This window comes from Spirillospora sp. NBC_01491 (assembly GCF_036227065.1).
Taxonomy (GTDB): Bacteria; Actinomycetota; Actinomycetes; order Streptosporangiales; family Streptosporangiaceae; genus Spirillospora; species Spirillospora xylanilytica.
Window position 1 is genome coordinate 6,102,097 of sequence record NZ_CP109432.1, and the last position, 16,628, is coordinate 6,118,724.

Genomic DNA, 16,628 nt, shown 5'->3' on the forward strand with positions numbered 1-16,628 from the left:
GGAGCCGTCGGCCTCGGCACCGCGCCCGGGTGGCCCGTGGTGGCCGGCCCGGGTGATAGTGGGGGAATGACGATCAGCTTTCGCCGTCCCGGCTTCGTGTGCACCGACCATGTCCTCGACGTCCCGCTCGACCATGCCGAGCCGGACGGGCCGAAGATCGAGGTGTTCGCGCGGGAGGTGGTGGCACCCGGGCGGGAGGGGGACGACCTGCCGTGGCTGGTGTTCCTCCAGGGCGGGCCCGGCAACAAGGCGCCCCGGCCGGGGGCCTCGCCGGCGGCCTGGCTGCCCCGGGCGCTCAAGGAGTACCGGGTGCTGCTGCTCGACCAGCGCGGTACGGGACGGAGCACGCCCGCCACTCGGCAGACGCTGCCGGAAAAGGCCGCCGACCACCTGCGGCACTTCCGCGCCGACTCGATCGTGCGGGATGCCGAGCTCTTCAGGCGGCGGCTCGTCGGGGACCGGCCCTGGAGCGTGCTGGGGCAGAGCTTCGGCGGGTTCTGCGCCGTCACCTACCTGTCGCTGGCCCCGGAGGGGCTGCGCGAGGTGTTCATCACCGGGGGACTGCCCAGCCTGACCGCCACGCCGGACGAGTGGTACCGCACCGCGTATCCGAGGGTGCTCGCGGCGAACGAGCGGTACTTCGCGCGCTACCCCGGCGACCGGGACGTGGCCGGGCGGATCGCGCGGCATCTGGCCGAGCACGATGTGCGGCTGCCCACTGGGGAGCGGCTCACGGCGCGCCGGTTCCAGACGCTCGGGCTGGGGCTCGGCTCGTCCAGCCGGTTCGACGACCTGCACTACACCCTGGACGAGGCGTTCGTGGGGGACGGTGTCCTGTCGGACACGTTCCTCCAGGACGTGGGCGCGACCGTGTCGTACGCGGCGCAGCCGCTGTACGCGCTCGTGCACGAGGCGTGCGTCTGCAACGGGACGGTGTCCGACTGGTCTGCGGAACGGGTCCGGGGCGAGTTCCCGCAGTTGGAGGCCGAGCCGTTCTCGTTCGTGGGGGAGATGATCTACCCGTGGTTCTTCGAGGAGGACCCGGCGCTGACCCCGCTGCGCGAGACCGCCGAGCTGCTGGCGTCCCACGAGTGGCCCGCCCTGTACGACGCGGAGCGGCTGGCCGCGAACACCGTGCCGGTGGCGGCGGCCGTCTACTACGACGACATGTACGTCGACCGCGAGCTGTCGCTGGAGACGGCCGCGTCGATTCCGGGCGTCCGCACGTGGGTCACCAGTGAGTACGCGCACAACGGGCTGTCGGCCGACGCGCGGGTGCTCGACCGGCTCATCGCGATGATGCGGGGTGAGGTCTAGGCGGGGACGTCCTCGGGCAGCAGGATCCGCAGGGCGTCGTCGCTGACGGGGTGGCCTTCGCGTCCCAGGCGGGCGATCCGGCGGGCGTGGCGGGTGCGCATCTCCTCCAGGAGTTTGCGCACCTCGCGGCCGTTCCCCTGCGCGTAGCGGTCGCTGGACGCCAGGTGGGCGCGCGCCGCGGCGGTGGTCGCGTCCGGGAGCTCGAACCCGGACGTCTCCGCCGTCCGGGTGAGGATGGTCAGCAGGTCGTCCAGACCGTACGGGGCGAACGTGAGGACGCGGGCGAAGCGGGAGGCCAGGCCGGGGTTCGCGCCGAGGAATCCGTCCATCTCGGCGGCGTAGCCCGCGACGATGACCACGACCTCGTCGCGGTGGTCCTCCATCAGCTTGACCAGGGTGTCGATGGCCTCCTGGCCGAAGTCGTGGCCGTCGCCGACCGACCGCGACAGCGCGTACGCCTCGTCGATGAACAGCACGCCGCCGCGCGCCTTCTCGAAGACCTCGGTGGTCTGCTCGGCGGTGCGCCCGACGTACGAGCCGACCAGGTCGGTGCGGGACGCCTCGACGACCTGGCCGCGGGCGAGGACGCCAAGGGCGGCGAGCAGCTCCGCGTAGAGCCGCGCGACGGTGGTCTTCCCGGTGCCCGGCGGGCCGGAGAAGACCAGGTGGCCGGGGACGGGGTCGGCGGGGAGGCCGGCCTGGTCGCGGCGGCGCGCGGTCGCGATCAGGTCCAGGACGTCGCGGACCTGGCCCTTGACCTCGTCCAGCCCGGTCATCGCGGCGAGCCGGTCGAGGACGGCGGTGAGCCGGCCGGGGTCGCGGGCGTCGCCGAACCGCAGGGCGAGGCCGTCGCCGGCGACGCCCGCCAGGTCCTCGGGCACGAGGGTGGTCAGGGCTTCGGGGGACGCGTCGGTGTCGAGGTCGGCGAGGCGCAGCGCCTGCTGCTCGATCGCGGCCTCGAAGACCCGCCGGGACTCGCGGCCGTTGCCGAACGACTCGCCGCGCCGCACCCGCTGGAAGTGGGCGAGCAGGACGTCGCGGGCCTCGGGGCTGAAGCGGAAGCCGTACTGGTCCGCGAGTTGCAGGGTGATCGCGGTCAGCTCGGCGGGGCCGTGGTTCTCGAACTCGATCGTGCGGCTGATCCGCGAGCCCAGCCCCGGGTTGGCGGCCAGGAACCCGCGCATCTCGGACGGGTACCCGGCGAAGACCACCACGACCTCGTCGCGGTGGTCCTCCATCAGCTTGACCAGGGTGTCGATGGCCTCCTGGCCGAAGTCGGCGCCCGTGCCGAAGCGCCGTGACAGCGCGTAGGCCTCGTCGATGAACAGGACGCCGCCGCGCGCCTCCTCGAACACGCGGGTGGTCTTCTCGGTCGTCTCGCCGAGCACCGTGCCGACCAGGTCGCCGCGCGACACCTCGCTGAACCCGCCGGACGCGACGGCGCCGAGCGCGGCGAGGATCTTGCCGTAGAGCCGCGCGACGGTGGTCTTCCCGGTGCCGGGCGCGCCGGAGAAGACCATGTGCCGTCCGATGGCCGGGCCCTCCGGCAGCCCGGCGGCGCGGCGCCGCTCGGCGACGCGCAGCAGCTTGACCAGCTTGTCGATCTCCCGCTTCACCCCGTCGAGCCCGATCATCGCGTCGAGCTCGGCGAGCAGCGCGGCGACGTCCTGCCCGGGGGCGCCGGTCTCGGTCCCGGCGCCGGACCGCCCGGCGGCGGAGGCGGCGGCGGCGCCGGAGGCGGGCGCGGGCGCGGACCGGGCTTCGCCGCCGGACGACGCGGACGCGGGCGCGCCGGCGGCCTCGAACTCGATGCCGATCAGGTCGGGCCGGGTGTTGTCCTCGGAGACGAGGCCCTCGGAGCGGACGTCGGCGCCCCGCTCGAACACCAGACCCGGCCCGGTGCCGCCCGTGACCGTGCAGCCGCGCAGGTCGGCGTGCGCACGGTCGTGCACCGCGATGCCGATGGCCCTGTGCTCGCGCACGCGGGTGCGGTCCAGGTGGAGCGTGCCGCCCGTCAGCACCAGAACGCCGATGTCGGTGCGCGTGAGGGTGCCGCCGGTGACGGCGGCGGTGGTCTTGTCGCACACGGCCACGCCGGCCTCGCCCGCGTCCTCGACGGTGCAGTCGGCGAAGCGCCCGGTGCCGCGCTCGTCCAGGGAGAACCCGTGGTTGCCGGAGTCTCGGACGGTCACCTCGGCGGCCGTCAGCGAGCCCGACGTCGTGACCCACACCCCGTCCGCGCCCGCGCCCTCGACCAGGAGGCCGCGCGCGTCGGCCGCGGCCTTGTCGCGGACGACCAGGCCGCTCTGCCCGGCCCGCCGGATCGCGCCGCCCCGGATGGAGGCGTTGGCGTGGTCCTGCACCAGGATGCCGGCGAACTCGGCGTCCTCGACCATGCAGTCCTGGATCAGCGGGGACGCGCCGGAGCTGACCCAGACGCCGTGCTCCCCGGCGCCGCGCACCAGGCTGCCGCGCACGGTGACCTTGCTGCCGCTGTGCAGGGCGATCCCGCAGGCGGACGCGTCGATGACCGCGCTGCGCTCGATCATCCCGGCGGAGTCGTTGTAGGAGATCCCGGCGTCCCGCACGAGGCTGTCGCGCAGGAACAGCTCCGCCGCGTTCCAGGCGTTCAGCGCCGTGTCGGACGCGTTGACGAACTCGCAGTCCTCGACGATGGCGGTGCCGCCGGTCACGTCGAGCACCGTGCCGGAGTCGTGCCAGTTCCGCAGGACCAGGCCGCGCAGCGTGAGGTGGCCCTCGGACCGGAGGAGGTACTCGTCGGAGCAGTCGATGACGACCGACCCGCGCCCCTCGGCCGCGGTGATGACCGCGGTGCACCAGCAGCGGCAGGCGTCGGCGCGGTAGGTGCCGGGCTCGATCAGGATGTGCCGCGGTCCCGATCCGGGCGCCTGGAGCGCGTCCAGGATCGTGCGGAACGCGTTCGGCCTCGTCTGCGACACCACCATGCCGAGCATGCGTCTCCTCCGGGGGTCGATCGGGTCGCCCCCATCGTGCCGGACTCCGCCACCGTCACGCGGCCGGGGTCGTGACATCCGCCGGACGGGGCGTCACCTGGTGTGGCAGGACGTGCGCGTGTGGTCAATTTGGCGGAGTGTGTGGCGAGATTCTCAGTTATCTGACGGGTTTTCCGGTTGTCGGAGGATTCGCTGACCGGTGATCGGAGCATGCCGTCAGGGGCGCCAAGCCCTCCCCTCGTCGATCTTGTGGCGAAAAGTGAGCTATGTGATACTTGAGTGCAAGATCATCACTCCTGTTCTACATGTGACTTCTGCCCGTTATCGGCCAATGTCCGAGAGCCAGCGAGGGAACCGTCATGTCGACCGCCATCCGATCCGGGACCGCCGCCACGTCGCCCCGTCCGCCCCACGCGCCCCACGTCATCCCGCTGCGCCGGCTGCTGTCGGACGTGCGGCGCGGCGGCGCCCTCGGCTTCCTCGACTCGGCCGGCCGGCAGTCGCAGGGGTCGATCACCCGGATGAACGTCGGCCCGTTCCGCCCCTTCCTGGTCACCCACCCCCGGGACCTGGAGCACGTCCTGCGCGCGCACGCGGAGAACTACCCGCGCGGCGCGGCGATGTGGAGCGCGCTCGGGCGGCTGACCGGCGGCGGGATCGGCGGCGAGGGCAACCAGTGGCAGGCCAGCCGGGAGATCCTCCAGTCGGCGTTCTCGGCCAGATACCTCGCCGCGATGAGCGAGCAGATGATCACCTCGGTCAGCGGCGCGGTGGACGACCTCGGCACGCGGGTCGGGCCCGGCCGGCCGATCGACGCCGGCCTGGAGATGACCCGGATGGTGCAGCGCGTCATCAACCCGGTCTTCTTCGGCAACCTGGTGCCCGACGAGGAGGGCGACCGGCTCGGCGCCGCGATCGCCACCGCGATGGGGTCGCTGCTGTGGCGGATGGCGATGCCGTTCGTCCCGCACCGGGTCCCGATGCCGGGTGACCGCGCGTTCCACCGCTCGACCCGCACGGTGAACGAGATCCTGCGGCCGGTCATCACCGCGGCCCGGAAGGGCCCGCGCGACGGCGACGACGTCGTCACCCGGCTGCTGAACGGGACCGGTGCCGGCGGGGAGTCGCTCACCGACGAGCAGATCTGCGACGACATCGTGGCGCTGTTCGTGGCCGGGAGCGAGTCCAGCGCGATCGCGCTGACCTGGGTGTGGGTCGCGCTGGCGCAGAACCCGGAGGTCTACGCCCGGGTCCAGGAGGAGGTCGACCGGGTGGTCGGCGGCGGCCGGCCGCGGCGCGAGCACATCCGGCAGCTCACCTACACCAACCAGATGCTGAACGAGGTGCTGCGGATCTACTCGGTCGGCTGGGCGGTGCCCCGGATGGCCACCGCGGACGACGTGATCGGCGGCGTGCCGATCCCGGCCGGGTCCACGCTGGTCATCTCCCCGTACCTGACCCACCGGGTGGAGGACGTGTGGGAGCGCCCGCTGGAGTTCGACCCGGACCGCTTCACCCGCGAGCGGGTCCGGGCCCGGCACCCGCTGGCCTACCTGCCGTTCGGGGACGGCGGCCACCAGTGCCTCGGGCAGCACTTCTTCAGCCAGGAGGCGTCGCTGATCGTGGCGACCCTGCTGACCCGGTACCGGGTCGGGCTGCACGGCGCACCGGTCGAGCCCCGCCTCTCCCTCACCCTCCAGCCGCGCGAGTCCGTCGAACTGGAGCTCGTCCCGAGGTAGCCGGGCGAGCGGAACGCGGCCTGCGCCTCCCTGGCGCGCCGAGGTGAAGGCCACGTTCCGCGATCATGACGAAAGCGGCGTTGCTAGGGTGTTTTGCGTGCAATCAGGGACCTGAGGGTCTCCGCCCCGCCGTCTCCTCCACCTCTGAGGGCGCACGGGCGCCCTCCCCGGTCCCTGTCCCCCTTGGATCGCTTGAGGACTGGTTGATGCGCCTGCGCAAGTCACCCGCCGCCCGCAACACACGTGTGCGGGCGAAGATCACGGCCATGCTGTTGTCCCTTGCCGCGCTCTGGGGGTTCGCGGCTTGGGTGACCGTGCGCGACGGCTGGAACCTGCTGGAGGCCGGCCAGATCGACACGTCGGTCGGCCGGCCCACCAAGTCCCTGATCAACATGCTCCAGGACGAGCGCCGGCTGTCGATGATCCAGCTCGGCCGGCATGGCGTGATCGTGCCCGGGCTGGCCGATCAGCGGGCCCGGACCGACCAGCTCGTCACCTCCTGGGGCCGCACCGCCAAGGACGCCCCGGACAAGGTCGTCGGCCACGTGGCCGAGACCCGCAAGCGGTTGGAGGCGCTGACCGCCGTCCGCAGCGCCGTCGACGGCGGCACCGCCGATCGCGCGGGTGTCGCGCAGGCCTACAACCTGGCGATCGACTCCGCGTTCTCCATCGTGCTGCTCAACACCGCGCTGGATGACGAGGGGGTCTCCTCCGACGGCCGCGCGCTGGTCGCGCTCACCCGCGCCCGCGAGCTGCTGGCCCGCGAGGACGCGCAGATGGCCGGGGTGATCGCCGTCGGCCGGTTCACCTCGGGCGAGTTCAACCGGTTCAGCCAGGCGGTCGGCGTCCAGCGGTACGGGATGGACGAGGCGACCCGGCAGCTCCCGCCCGCCGACCGCGCCCGGGTCGCGGCGCTGCACCGGAGCGGACCGTTCACCGCGCTGCGCGTCACCGAGGACCGGGTGCTGGCGATGAAGCAGCGTGCCAAACTGCGGCCCGGGGTGACCGCGGCGCAGTGGCAGTCGCTCACCCGGCCCGTCCTCGACCGGATCGACCAGGCCATCGACACCGGCGGTGACGAGGTGGTGGAGCGGGCCGTGCCGGTCGGCTACGGCGTGCTGGCCCGGGTGATCCTGGTCGTCGGTCTCGGGCTGTTCGCGGTCCTCGCCTCCATCGTGCTGGCCTTCACCACCGCGCGCGCGATCCTCCGGCAGCTCAACCGGCTGCGGATCGCGGCCGAGGAGCTGGCCGACGTCGCGCTGCCCGAGGTGATGACCCGGCTGAGCCACGGTGAGAAGGTCGACGTCGCCGCGCAGGCGCCGCCGCTGCGGTTCGGCGACGACGAGATCGGCCGGGTCGGCAGGGCGTTCAACCGGGTGCAGGAGACCGCGATCACCGCGGCCGTCCAGCAGGCCGAGCAGCGCGCCGGCTTCCGCAAGACGCTGCGCAACCTGGCGCAGCGCAACCAGAGCCTGGTCAACCGGCAGCTCCAGATGATCGACCGGATGGAGCGCCGCGAGGACCTGGCCGGCAAGGAGCTGGAGGACCTGCTCCGGCTGGACCACCTGACCACCCGCGCCCGGCGCAACGCCGAGAACCTGGTGCAGCTCTCCGGCGGCCAGCCCACCCGGGTGTGGCGCCGGCCGGTCCCGATCCTGGACGTGATCCGCGCCGCGGTCAGCGAGGTGGAGAACTACGAGCGCGCCACGTTCCAGCGGATCGACCCCGCGTGGCTGCGCGGGCACGCGGTGATCGACGTCATCCGGCTGCTCGCCGAGCTGATCGAGAACGCGCTGAGCTTCTCCAGCCCGGACACCACGGTGGAGATCAGCGGCCAGATGACCCCCAACGGGTTCGCGGTCGCGATCGAGGACAAGGGCCTCGGCCTGGACCCCGACCGGCTGGAGTCGGCCAACCACATGCTCGCCACCCCGCCGGAGTTCGACGTGGCGCCCGAGGAGCGGCTCGGCCTGCTGGTCGCCGGGCTGATCGCCCGCCGGCACCTGATCACCACCACGCTCAAGCGGTCCCCGTACGGCGGCGTCACCGCGGTGGTGCTGCTACCCGAGGCCCTGTTCGAGCGGTCCGCCGAGCCCGAGCGCCCGCTGGTCGGCGCGGGTGTCGCCGCCGCGCCCGCCCCGGTTCCGGCCGCCGCCCCGGCGCGTCCCGCCGCCGTGCAGGACCCGCCCGGACGCGGCAACCTGGCGGTGCTGTCGACGGCCCGTCCCGAGGCCCCCGCCCTGGTCGCGCTGCCGACGCCCGAGCCGTCCGGCTCCGACGACGAGGCCGACGACGAGGCCGACGCCGGGCCGCTGCCGACCCGGCCGGCCCGGCTCGACCGGCCCGCCGCGGTCCCGGCCGGGGGACGCGGCGGCCGGGGCGGGCGCGGCGGCGAGCCGGAGGACGACGACACCCTCACCCCGGGCGGGCTCCCGATCCGCAAGCCGCAGGAGAGCCTGGCCCCGGCGCTGCGCGCCGACGCCCCGGCGTCCGACGAGGAGCCCGAGCCCGAGGACCTCGGCCGGTCGCCCGCGGACGTGCAGCGGATCATGGGCGCCTACCAGCGCGGCACGATCCGCGGCCGGGCCGCCGCCGACCAGGTCCAGAACCCCGGGGAGTCCGGGGCCGGCGGCCCTGACACCGCCGGGGCCCCGGAGGCTCCGGAGCAGGACGGGAAGTCCGGCGCGGCCGGGACCGCGGCCCGACCACATGCGGACGAGCCGGACGACGACGGCGCCTCCGACGGGAACGCGCAGACCGAACGGCGGGGAGAGGACGACGCCCCGGACGCCTGAATTGTTCCAAACAGAGCAAGAAATCCCGAAAGGGGTTGTGGTGGGCGTCACCCTCGGTTGATCATTTCCGCCTATGCGGCAATCGGGGCTCGTGATCAGGAGGATGGCCGGCGACCGGACGCTGGTGCTCGCCGCCTGCGCGACGGCGCTCTTCGCGACCACCGTGCTGGCGGCCCTGGTCGGGTACGCGGGGACGGTGACGCGCGAGGGACTGCGCCGAACGCTGGCCGGGGCGTCCTTCGAGACGTCCGGCACCAGGATCGCGGCGTCGGTGCCCGCGGGCGGGTTCGACACCGCCCGCGGGCAGATCGACCAGGCACTGCGCCAGATCTACCGGGACGTCCCGCTGACGGTGTCCACCGCCGTCCGCAGCGATTCGTTCACCCTGCCCGGTCAGGAGGACGAGGGCCATCCCGAGCTGACGGCGTTCGCCAGCTACGACGGGATCGAGCGGCACGCCCGGCTGGCGCAGGGCCGCTGGCCCGCGGCGGCGCCGGCCGCGGGCCGCGACGCCGCGCTGGAGGCGACGCTCCCCGCCGCCGCCGCGCGGTCGCTGCGCGTCGGCGTGGGCGACACCCTGACCGTGCACGGCCGTGTCGACCGCGCCTCGACGGCCAAGGTCACGGTGGTCGGCCTGTTCGACGTGCCGCGGCCCGACGAGTACTTCTGGCAGGGCGACCGGCTGGTCACCACCGGCGCCGAGCGGCTCGACTACACCACCTACGGGCCGTTCGTGGTGCGGCCCGAGGCGTTCGCGGCCCGCTTCACCGCCGCCGGGACGGGCAGCGGCACCGAGATCCGGTGGACGGTGCTGCCCGACATGCGCGGCGTCGAGGCCGGTGACCTGAAGGGGCTCGGGCAGCGGGTGCGGGACGGCGGCGCGGTCTTCACCAAGGCCGGCGGCGGCAGCACCCGCTTCACCGCCACGACCGCCCTGCCGGACCTGCTCGCGCAGGTCGACGGCGCGGTGCTGGTCGCCAGGTCCACGATGCTGATGCCGGTGCTCCAGCTCGTCCTGCTGGCCGCCTACGCCTGGCTGCTGGTGGCGCGGCTGCTCGCCGACCACCGGCGCACCGAGGTGGCGCTGCTGCGCACCCGCGGGGTGGGGATCCGGCAGCTCGCGGGCATCAGCCTGGCCGAGGGGCTGCTCACCGTGCTGCCCGCCGCCGTGTTCGGGCCGCTGCTGGCGGGCCCGCTGCTGCGGGTGGCAGGGCTGGCCCCGGCGGTGCGGGCGTCCGGCCTGAGCTTGGACGCCGGGCCGCTCGCGCCGCTGTGGGCGGTGTCGGTCACCACCGCGCTGGTCTGCGCGGTGGTGTCGATCGTCCCGACGCTGCGCGGCGCCAACCGGACGTTCGTCGAGGCGCAGACGTCGATCGGCCGGTCCCGGCGCGGCGGGCTGAAGGGCTCGGGCGCCGACCTGGCGCTGCTGGTCGTCGCGGCGCTCGGGATCTGGCAGCTCACCCGGTACGGCGGCGCCGCGTCCACGTCCGGGACGGGCTCGGACGGAGCGGCGTCGGGCATCGACCCGTTCATCGTGTCCGGCCCGGCGCTGGCGCTGCTCGCGGGCGGGGTGCTGCTGCTGCGGCTGGTGCCGGTGGCCTCCAGCACCGCCGAGCGGGCCGCCTCGCGCGGCCGGGGCCTGGCGCCCGTGCTCGGCGCCCGGCAGGTGAGCCGCCGGCAGCTCCGCTACGCGGGCCCGGCGCTGCTGCTGGTGATGGCGATGGCCGTCGGGGTGCTGTCGGTCACGACGATGGCGACCTGGCGCAGGTCGCAGTCCGACCAGGCCGCCTTCCAGAGCGCCGCCGACCTGCGGCTGGCGGCGCCGAGCGCGCCCGGCGGCCCGGCGACCCTCGGGCTCGGCGGCCGGTTCGCCGCGCTGCCCGGCGTCACCGCCGCGACCGCGGTGGTGCGCAAGGACGCCACCGTCGGGAACGGCCCCGCGATCCTGCTCGCCGCCGACGCCAAGGCGCTCGGCCCGATCCTGCGCGTCCGGCCCGACCTGCTGCGCGGCATGGACCTCGGCCGGCTGGCGGCGGCGCGTCCCGCGGTGCCGGTGGCCCCCGTGCCGGGCCGTCCCGAGCGGCTGCTGTTCGACCTGCGGCTGAAGGCGGCGCCCGGGGAGACGGCCCCGGCGGGCGCCTTCCAGGCCAAGGCGATCATCGAGGACGCGCGCGGGCTGACCCACACCGCGCCGCTGACCGGGCTCGCGGTCGACGGGCGGACCCACACGGCCGAGGTGGACACCGCCGGCCTCGCCGGACCCGGCGGCGTGCTCAGCCATCCGCTGTCGATCCGCGGCCTCCAGTACGGCTACGACGACAACCCCACGTCCGGCGCCCTCACCCTCGACCTGCTGAAGATGCGCGGCGAGGGCGGTACCGGCGCGGGTGAGGTGAGGATGCCGCACGGCACCGGATGGGACGTGTTCGCCCCGAACCTGCGCAAGGCGCCCACGGCCGGACGTGGAGAGGGGCCGCTGTCGGTGTCGCTCTCCGCCACCCCGGCGACGTTCGAGCGCGGGGGGTCGGGCGCCGTGGTGAACGCGCTGCTCACCGCCGGGACCGCGCCCAAGCACGGCGGGCCGGCCGCCAACGCCCGGCTCCTGCCCGTGGTCCCCGCCGTCGTCACCGAGAAGCTGGCCTCCCGCGTGCACGTCGGGGTCGGCGGGACGACCACCCTCGCCACCGGCGACGGCGACCAGCCGGTCAAGGTGACCGCGGTGGTGCGGGCGCTGCCCTCCACGCCGCCCGACCAGCCCGCCGCGCTGGTGGACCTGCCGACCCTCGCCGAGCGGCGGATCGCGGCCGGCAGCGCCGGGCCCGAGTCCGTCCGGCCCGCCGAGTGGTGGGCGTCGGTGCGCGGCGAGCGGACCGCCCCGGCCGTCCGCGAGCTGGCCGCGCACAGCGCGTGGGGGACGGCCGAAGGCGACCGGATCGCGCTCCGCGACGAGCTCCGCGACGCCCCGCTCGGCGCCGCGCTCCAGGGCGCGCTGATGCTCGGCTTCGGCGCCGCGCTCGCGTTCGCCGTGATCGCCTTCGTGGTGAACGCGGCCGTCTCGGTCCGGGAACGGACCAGGGAGTTCACCGTGCTGCGGACGCTCGGCGTGCGGTCCGGGCAGCTCGCCGGGATGCTCGCCGTCGAGCAGGCGTTCCTGGTCGTGCTCGGCCTCGCCGGGGGGCTGGTGCTCGGCCTGGTGGTGGCCCAGCTCGTCGTCCCCGACATCGTGCTGAACGTGCAGGCCGCGCCGTCGTACCCGCCCGCCGACCTGGTGGTGCGGTGGCCGCTGGTGCTGGCCATGCTCGCCGGGGTCGCGGCGATCCTCGGGCTGGTGCTCCTGCTGCTGATCCGGGTGCTGCGGCGCCGGGGGCTGACCGCCGGCCTGCGGGCGGGGGAGGACCGATGAACGGCCCGTTCACGCGGCTGGTCCGCGCGCAGTGGGCGCCGCTCGTGGCGCTCGCCGTCCTGACACTGCTGTCGGCGCTGCTCGCCGTCGCGGTCCCGGCCCGGACGGCCGCCGGCTACGACCGCGCCGCCGACGCCGCGGTCGGCGGCGACGCGGTCGGCGGCGACGCCGACCTGCGGGTCGAGGCGTCGGTGCCGTCCGCCCAGGGCCGCAGGTCGATCCCGGACATCCAGGCCATGACGTTCCAGAGCGAGGACTGGCAGTCGGCGCTCCCGCCCACCTTCCGGGCGGTGAGCGACATCCCCGAGGCGTCCATCACCACCACCCGGATGGCTGCGCAGGGCACCTTCGAGAAGCCCCGGCTGGCCTACCTGTCCTGGGACCTCGGCGCGCTCCAGCGCGTCCGCTACGTGGCCGGCGCGGAGCCCGGCGACGACCTGACCGACCAGAAGGACGCGCCGCTCAAGGTCACGGCCTCCAAGAAGTACGCCGACAAGCTCGGCTACAAGGTCGGCGACGAGATCACGCTCGGCGACGAGTCGGTCGAGCGGGGCGCCCCGCTGCGTGTCGAGATCGCCGCGCTGTACGAGCCGCGCAACGCGTCCGACCCGTACTGGCGGATCCGGGCCGGGATGCTCTCCCCGGAGACGATCGTCGTCGGCGACGGCGTCGAGGCCGAGCAGGCCACCCTGCTGCTCGACCCGGTCGGCTACCGGCGCCTGCTCGACGGTCCCGGGCGCACGCTGAACTACAGCTGGCGGCTGCCGATCCGCCCCGGCTCGGTCAGCACCGCCGACGCCCGGAAGATGGCCGGCGAGCTGACCGCCTTCCGGGCGACCGTGTCCGGCCGCGCCGACGTGTTCCCCTGCCAGGTCGCCACCGCGCTGGACGGCCGCCTCACCACCTTCTTCGGGCAGAACCGCACCGCCGAGACGATCCTCAGCCTGATGTTCAGCGGGCTGCTGGCCGTCGCGGCCGGGGTGCTGCTGCTCGCCGCCGGGCTGCTCGGCGAGCGGCTCCGCCCGATCCTCGGGACGATGCGGGCGCGCGGCGCCGCGCTCCGGCAGATCGCCGTCCCGGTGGGCGGGCTGGCCGCGCTCGCGGTGCTGCCCGCCGCCGCGGCGGGAACCGGCCTCGGGCTGCTGGCCGATCTCGGGCCGCCGCAGTGGGTGTCGGCGTACGCGGTCGGCATCCTGGCCGTGCTGGTCCTCGTCCTGCCGATCGTGCTGGTGGTGCGGGGGCAGGGCAGCGGACTCGACGCGGCCCAGGGCGGCGACGGCGGACGCGGCGACATCGCGGCGGCGCGGCCGTCCAAGCCGCGCCTCGTCGTGGAGGCCCTGTTCGTGGTGCTCGCCGTCATCGGCGTGATGCTGCTGCGGCGGCGCGGCCTGGAAGGACAGGCCGAGCACGGCACCGACCCGCTGATCGCCGCCGCTCCGGTGCTGCTCGGCGTCGCCCTCGGGCTGCTGGTGCTGCGCGGCTACGCCTACCCGCTGCGCCTCGCCGGACGGCTGCTGCGCCGGGGCCGCTCCACCGTCGCGTTCGTCGGCGTGGCCCGCGCCTCCCGGCAGCACCTGGTCACCGCGCTGCCCCTGGTCGTGCTGCTGCTGGCCGCCGCCGTCGCGGGATTCGCCGCGACCGTCGACACCGCGCTGCGGCACGGGCAGGAACGCGCCGCCTGGCTCGAAGTCGGCGCCGACGCGCACGTCGCCGCCGAGGAACTGGATCCCGGCGTTGTCGCCCGGGTGCGCGCCGTCCGCGGCGTCACCGGGGCGATCCCGGCGCGGGTGACCACGGCCAGGCTGGGCGGGGCGGAGGCGGGCGGGACCCGCACCGAGATCACCGTCATCGCGATCGACCTCGACGCCTACCGCGAGCTCGCCGGCGGCGAGGCCATGTCCCTGCCGTCCGCCCCGTCCGGCGCGTCGAGCGCGCTGCTGTCGCCGGAGGCGGCCCGCCTCGCCGGGACGTCCCGTCCGCTCACCCTGGAACCGGCCAGCGCGACCCCGGTCAAGGTGAACCCCGCCGGACGGCTGGACGCCTCGCCCGGGTTCCCCGGCCAGCCGCGCGACGCGCCGTACGTGATCGTCCCGTACCGGCTGCCCGGCGTCCCGGCCGGTGCCCCGACCGACGTCTTCGCCAAGGGCGCCGGGATCGACGCGGCCGGGCTGCGGGCCGCGACGACCGCCTCGATCCCCAAGGGGACCGGCTTCGGCGGGTCGGGCGGTGTCGTCACGACGCGGTCGGCCGCGCTGGATGCCCTGACCGAGGCGCCCATGGTGTCGGTCGTGCACGACGCGTTCGCCGGCGGCGCGCTCGTCGTCGCCGCGTACGGGCTCCTCGCCGTGCTGCTGGTGCTCGTCGTCGGCGCCCGCGCGCGCGGACGCACCGTCGCCAACCTGGAGGTCCTCGGGCTGAGCCGGCGGCAGCGCCGCGGCCTCGCGCTCATCGAGATCGCCCCGGTGACGCTGAGCGCCGTCGTCGCCGGCTGGGTGCTCGGCCTGCTGCTGCCGGGCATCACCGGCCCCGTCGTGGACCTGCGCTCCTACACCGGCGGCCACGCCACCGGGACCCTCGTGGTGGACGCGACGTCCCTGCTCGTGCTCGCCGGGGCACTGCTGCTGACCGCCGTCGCGGCCCTCGCCGTCGACGCCGCCTTCGACTCCCGCCGGGGGCTCGGCGGGATCCTGAGAACGGGAGACTGAGCATGGGGGACCGGACATGAGCCCGGCACCGGGGGCGCCCAAGGCGCCCGACCTGGCCGAGCTGGAGCGCCGGGCCGCCGACCGCGGCCCCGTCTATGGCGCGGACGCGCACATCGTGTGCGACAACCTGGTGCGGATCTACCAGACCGACGGCGTCGAGGTCGTCGCGCTCCAGGGCCTGGACCTGCTGATCGAGCCCGGCGAGCTGGTCGCGATCGTCGGCGCGTCCGGGTCGGGCAAGTCCACGCTGCTCAACATCCTGTCCGGGCTGGACGTGCCGACCGCCGGCGTCGCCCGCGTCGCCGGGTCCGACCTGCTCACCATGACGGCCCGGCAGCGGCTCGGCTTCCGCCGCGAGCAGGTCGGCTTCATCTGGCAGCAGACCGCCCGCAATCTGCTCCCGTACCTCACCGCCGTCCAGAACGTCGAGCTGCCGATGCGCTTCGCCGGACGGTCCCGCAAGGCCCGCGCGATCCGCGCCGCCGAGCTGCTCGGCATGCTCGGCGTCGGCGACTGCGCGGGCCGCCGTCCCGCCGAGCTGTCGGGCGGGCAGCAGCAGCGGATCGCGATCGCCGTCGCCGTCGCGAACGAGCCGCACGTCATGCTCGCCGACGAGCCGACCGGCGAGCTGGACTCGGTCACCGCGGGCGAGGTGTTCGAGGCGCTGCGGCAGGTCAACCAGGAGCTCGGCACCACCACCGTGGTGGTGACCCACGACGCCCAGGTGTCCGGGCAGGTCGACCGGACGGTCGGCATCCGCGACGGCCGCACCAGCAGCGAGGTCCGCCGCCGCGACTCCGCCGACGGCACCCGCGTCAGCGAGGAGTACGCGGTGCTGGACCGGGCCGGCCGCGTCCAGCTCCCCAAGGGCTTCACCCAGGCGCTGGACATGAAGGAACGCGTCCGGATGGCGCTGGAGGACGACCACGTGGGCGTCTGGCCGGACCGGCCGCGCCCCGCCGACGAGGGGGAGGGGACCCGCGATGAGTGAACCGGCATCGGACGGGCCGATGGTCGCCGTCGAGGGGCTGACCCGGACCTACCGGACCGGCCGGATCGAGGTGCCCGCGCTGCGCGGCGCGTCGTTCACCATCCCCGCCGGCGAGCTGGTGGCGGTCAAGGGCCGCTCCGGATCGGGCAAGACCACCCTGCTCAACCTGATCGGCGGCCTGGACTCCCCGGACGCCGGCACCGTCCGCGTCGGCGGGCAGGACGTCGGCGGGCTCGGCGAGGACGACCTGATCCGGCTGCGCCGCGAGACCATCGGCTTCGTGTTCCAGTCGCACGGGCTGATCCCGGTGCTGTCGGCGGCCGAGAACGTGGAGGTGCCGCTCCGCCTCGTCCGGATGGCGCCCGCCGAGCGCGCCGAGCGGGTCCGGCTGCTCCTCGCGCTGGTCGGCCTCGACGAGCACGCCGAGCAGCGCCCCTACGAGCTGTCGGGCGGGCAGCAGCAGCGCGTCGCGATCGCCCGCGCCCTCGCCAACCGCCCCCGGCTGCTCCTGGCCGACGAGCCGACCGGGCAGCTCGACTCCGAGACGGCGGGCGCCATCATGCCGCTGCTGCGCGCCGTGGTGCAGAGCGAGGGCGTGACCGTCGTGGTGGCCACGCACGACCAGACCCTGCTCGGCATGGCCGACCGCGTCCTGGACCTCAGCGACGGCGTCATCACCGAGGCCGCGCCCGCCGTCCCCTGA

At 74.9% G+C, this 16,628-nt stretch carries 8 protein-coding genes; 7 read left to right on the top strand and 1 reads right to left on the bottom strand.

Translation table 11 applies throughout. The annotated features are described in order from the left end of the window. Positions 1-66: 66 nt before the first annotated feature. Complete coding sequence (locus tag OHA34_RS28390; protein ID WP_285938375.1) at positions 67-1,317, top strand: alpha/beta fold hydrolase; 1,251 nt, start codon at positions 67-69, stop codon at positions 1,315-1,317. Here OHA34_RS28390 and OHA34_RS28395 read toward each other — a convergent pair. Beyond that, positions 1,314-4,292, bottom strand: coding sequence for an AAA family ATPase (locus OHA34_RS28395; protein ID WP_329519440.1), 2,979 nt, complete (start codon positions 4,290-4,292; stop codon positions 1,314-1,316). The genes OHA34_RS28390 and OHA34_RS28395 overlap by 4 nt on opposite strands. A 359-nt stretch (positions 4,293-4,651) precedes the next feature. Between OHA34_RS28395 and OHA34_RS28400 the strand changes: the two genes are divergently transcribed. From OHA34_RS28400 to OHA34_RS28425, 6 genes are all read left to right on the top strand, one after another. Then, entirely contained in the window at positions 4,652-6,031 is a 1,380-nt protein-coding gene (locus OHA34_RS28400) for a cytochrome P450 (protein WP_329519441.1), read from the top strand. A 266-nt stretch (positions 6,032-6,297) separates the two neighbouring features. After that, positions 6,298-8,826 carry a nitrate- and nitrite sensing domain-containing protein gene (locus tag OHA34_RS28405; RefSeq protein ID WP_329519442.1) on the top strand — a complete coding sequence of 843 codons (2,529 nt, stop codon included), beginning with the start codon at positions 6,298-6,300 and terminating at the stop codon, positions 8,824-8,826. 73 nt (positions 8,827-8,899) lie between these two features. Further along, on the top strand, positions 8,900-12,229 hold the full coding sequence (locus OHA34_RS28410) for an FtsX-like permease family protein (RefSeq protein ID WP_329519443.1): 3,330 nt from the start codon (positions 8,900-8,902) through the stop codon (positions 12,227-12,229). Next, positions 12,226-14,934: an FtsX-like permease family protein gene (locus OHA34_RS28415; protein WP_329519444.1), complete on the top strand. Its 2,709-nt coding sequence runs from the start codon at positions 12,226-12,228 to the stop codon at positions 14,932-14,934. Before OHA34_RS28410 ends, OHA34_RS28415 begins: the two co-directional genes overlap by 4 nt. A gap of 16 nt (positions 14,935-14,950) precedes the next feature. Next, positions 14,951-15,925, top strand: coding sequence for an ABC transporter ATP-binding protein (locus OHA34_RS28420; protein ID WP_285938369.1), 975 nt, complete (start codon positions 14,951-14,953; stop codon positions 15,923-15,925). After that, positions 15,918-16,628: an ABC transporter ATP-binding protein gene (locus tag OHA34_RS28425; RefSeq protein ID WP_285938368.1), complete on the top strand. Its 711-nt coding sequence runs from the start codon at positions 15,918-15,920 to the stop codon at positions 16,626-16,628. Before OHA34_RS28420 ends, OHA34_RS28425 begins: the two co-directional genes overlap by 8 nt.

Bases quoted from the DNA above. Each gene is read 5' to 3' on its own strand.
- OHA34_RS28390 (WP_285938375.1), top strand. From the start codon at position 67: ATGACGATCAGCTTTCGCCGTCCCGGCTTCGTGTGCACCGACCATGTC.
- OHA34_RS28395 (WP_329519440.1), bottom strand. From the start codon at position 4,292: ATGCTCGGCATGGTGGTGTCGCAGACGAGGCCGAACGCGTTCCGCACG.
- OHA34_RS28400 (WP_329519441.1), top strand. From the start codon at position 4,652: ATGTCGACCGCCATCCGATCCGGGACCGCCGCCACGTCGCCCCGTCCG.
- OHA34_RS28405 (WP_329519442.1), top strand. From the start codon at position 6,298: ATGCTGTTGTCCCTTGCCGCGCTCTGGGGGTTCGCGGCTTGGGTGACC.
- OHA34_RS28410 (WP_329519443.1), top strand. From the start codon at position 8,900: ATGCGGCAATCGGGGCTCGTGATCAGGAGGATGGCCGGCGACCGGACG.
- OHA34_RS28415 (WP_329519444.1), top strand. From the start codon at position 12,226: ATGAACGGCCCGTTCACGCGGCTGGTCCGCGCGCAGTGGGCGCCGCTC.
- OHA34_RS28420 (WP_285938369.1), top strand. From the start codon at position 14,951: ATGAGCCCGGCACCGGGGGCGCCCAAGGCGCCCGACCTGGCCGAGCTG.
- OHA34_RS28425 (WP_285938368.1), top strand. From the start codon at position 15,918: ATGAGTGAACCGGCATCGGACGGGCCGATGGTCGCCGTCGAGGGGCTG.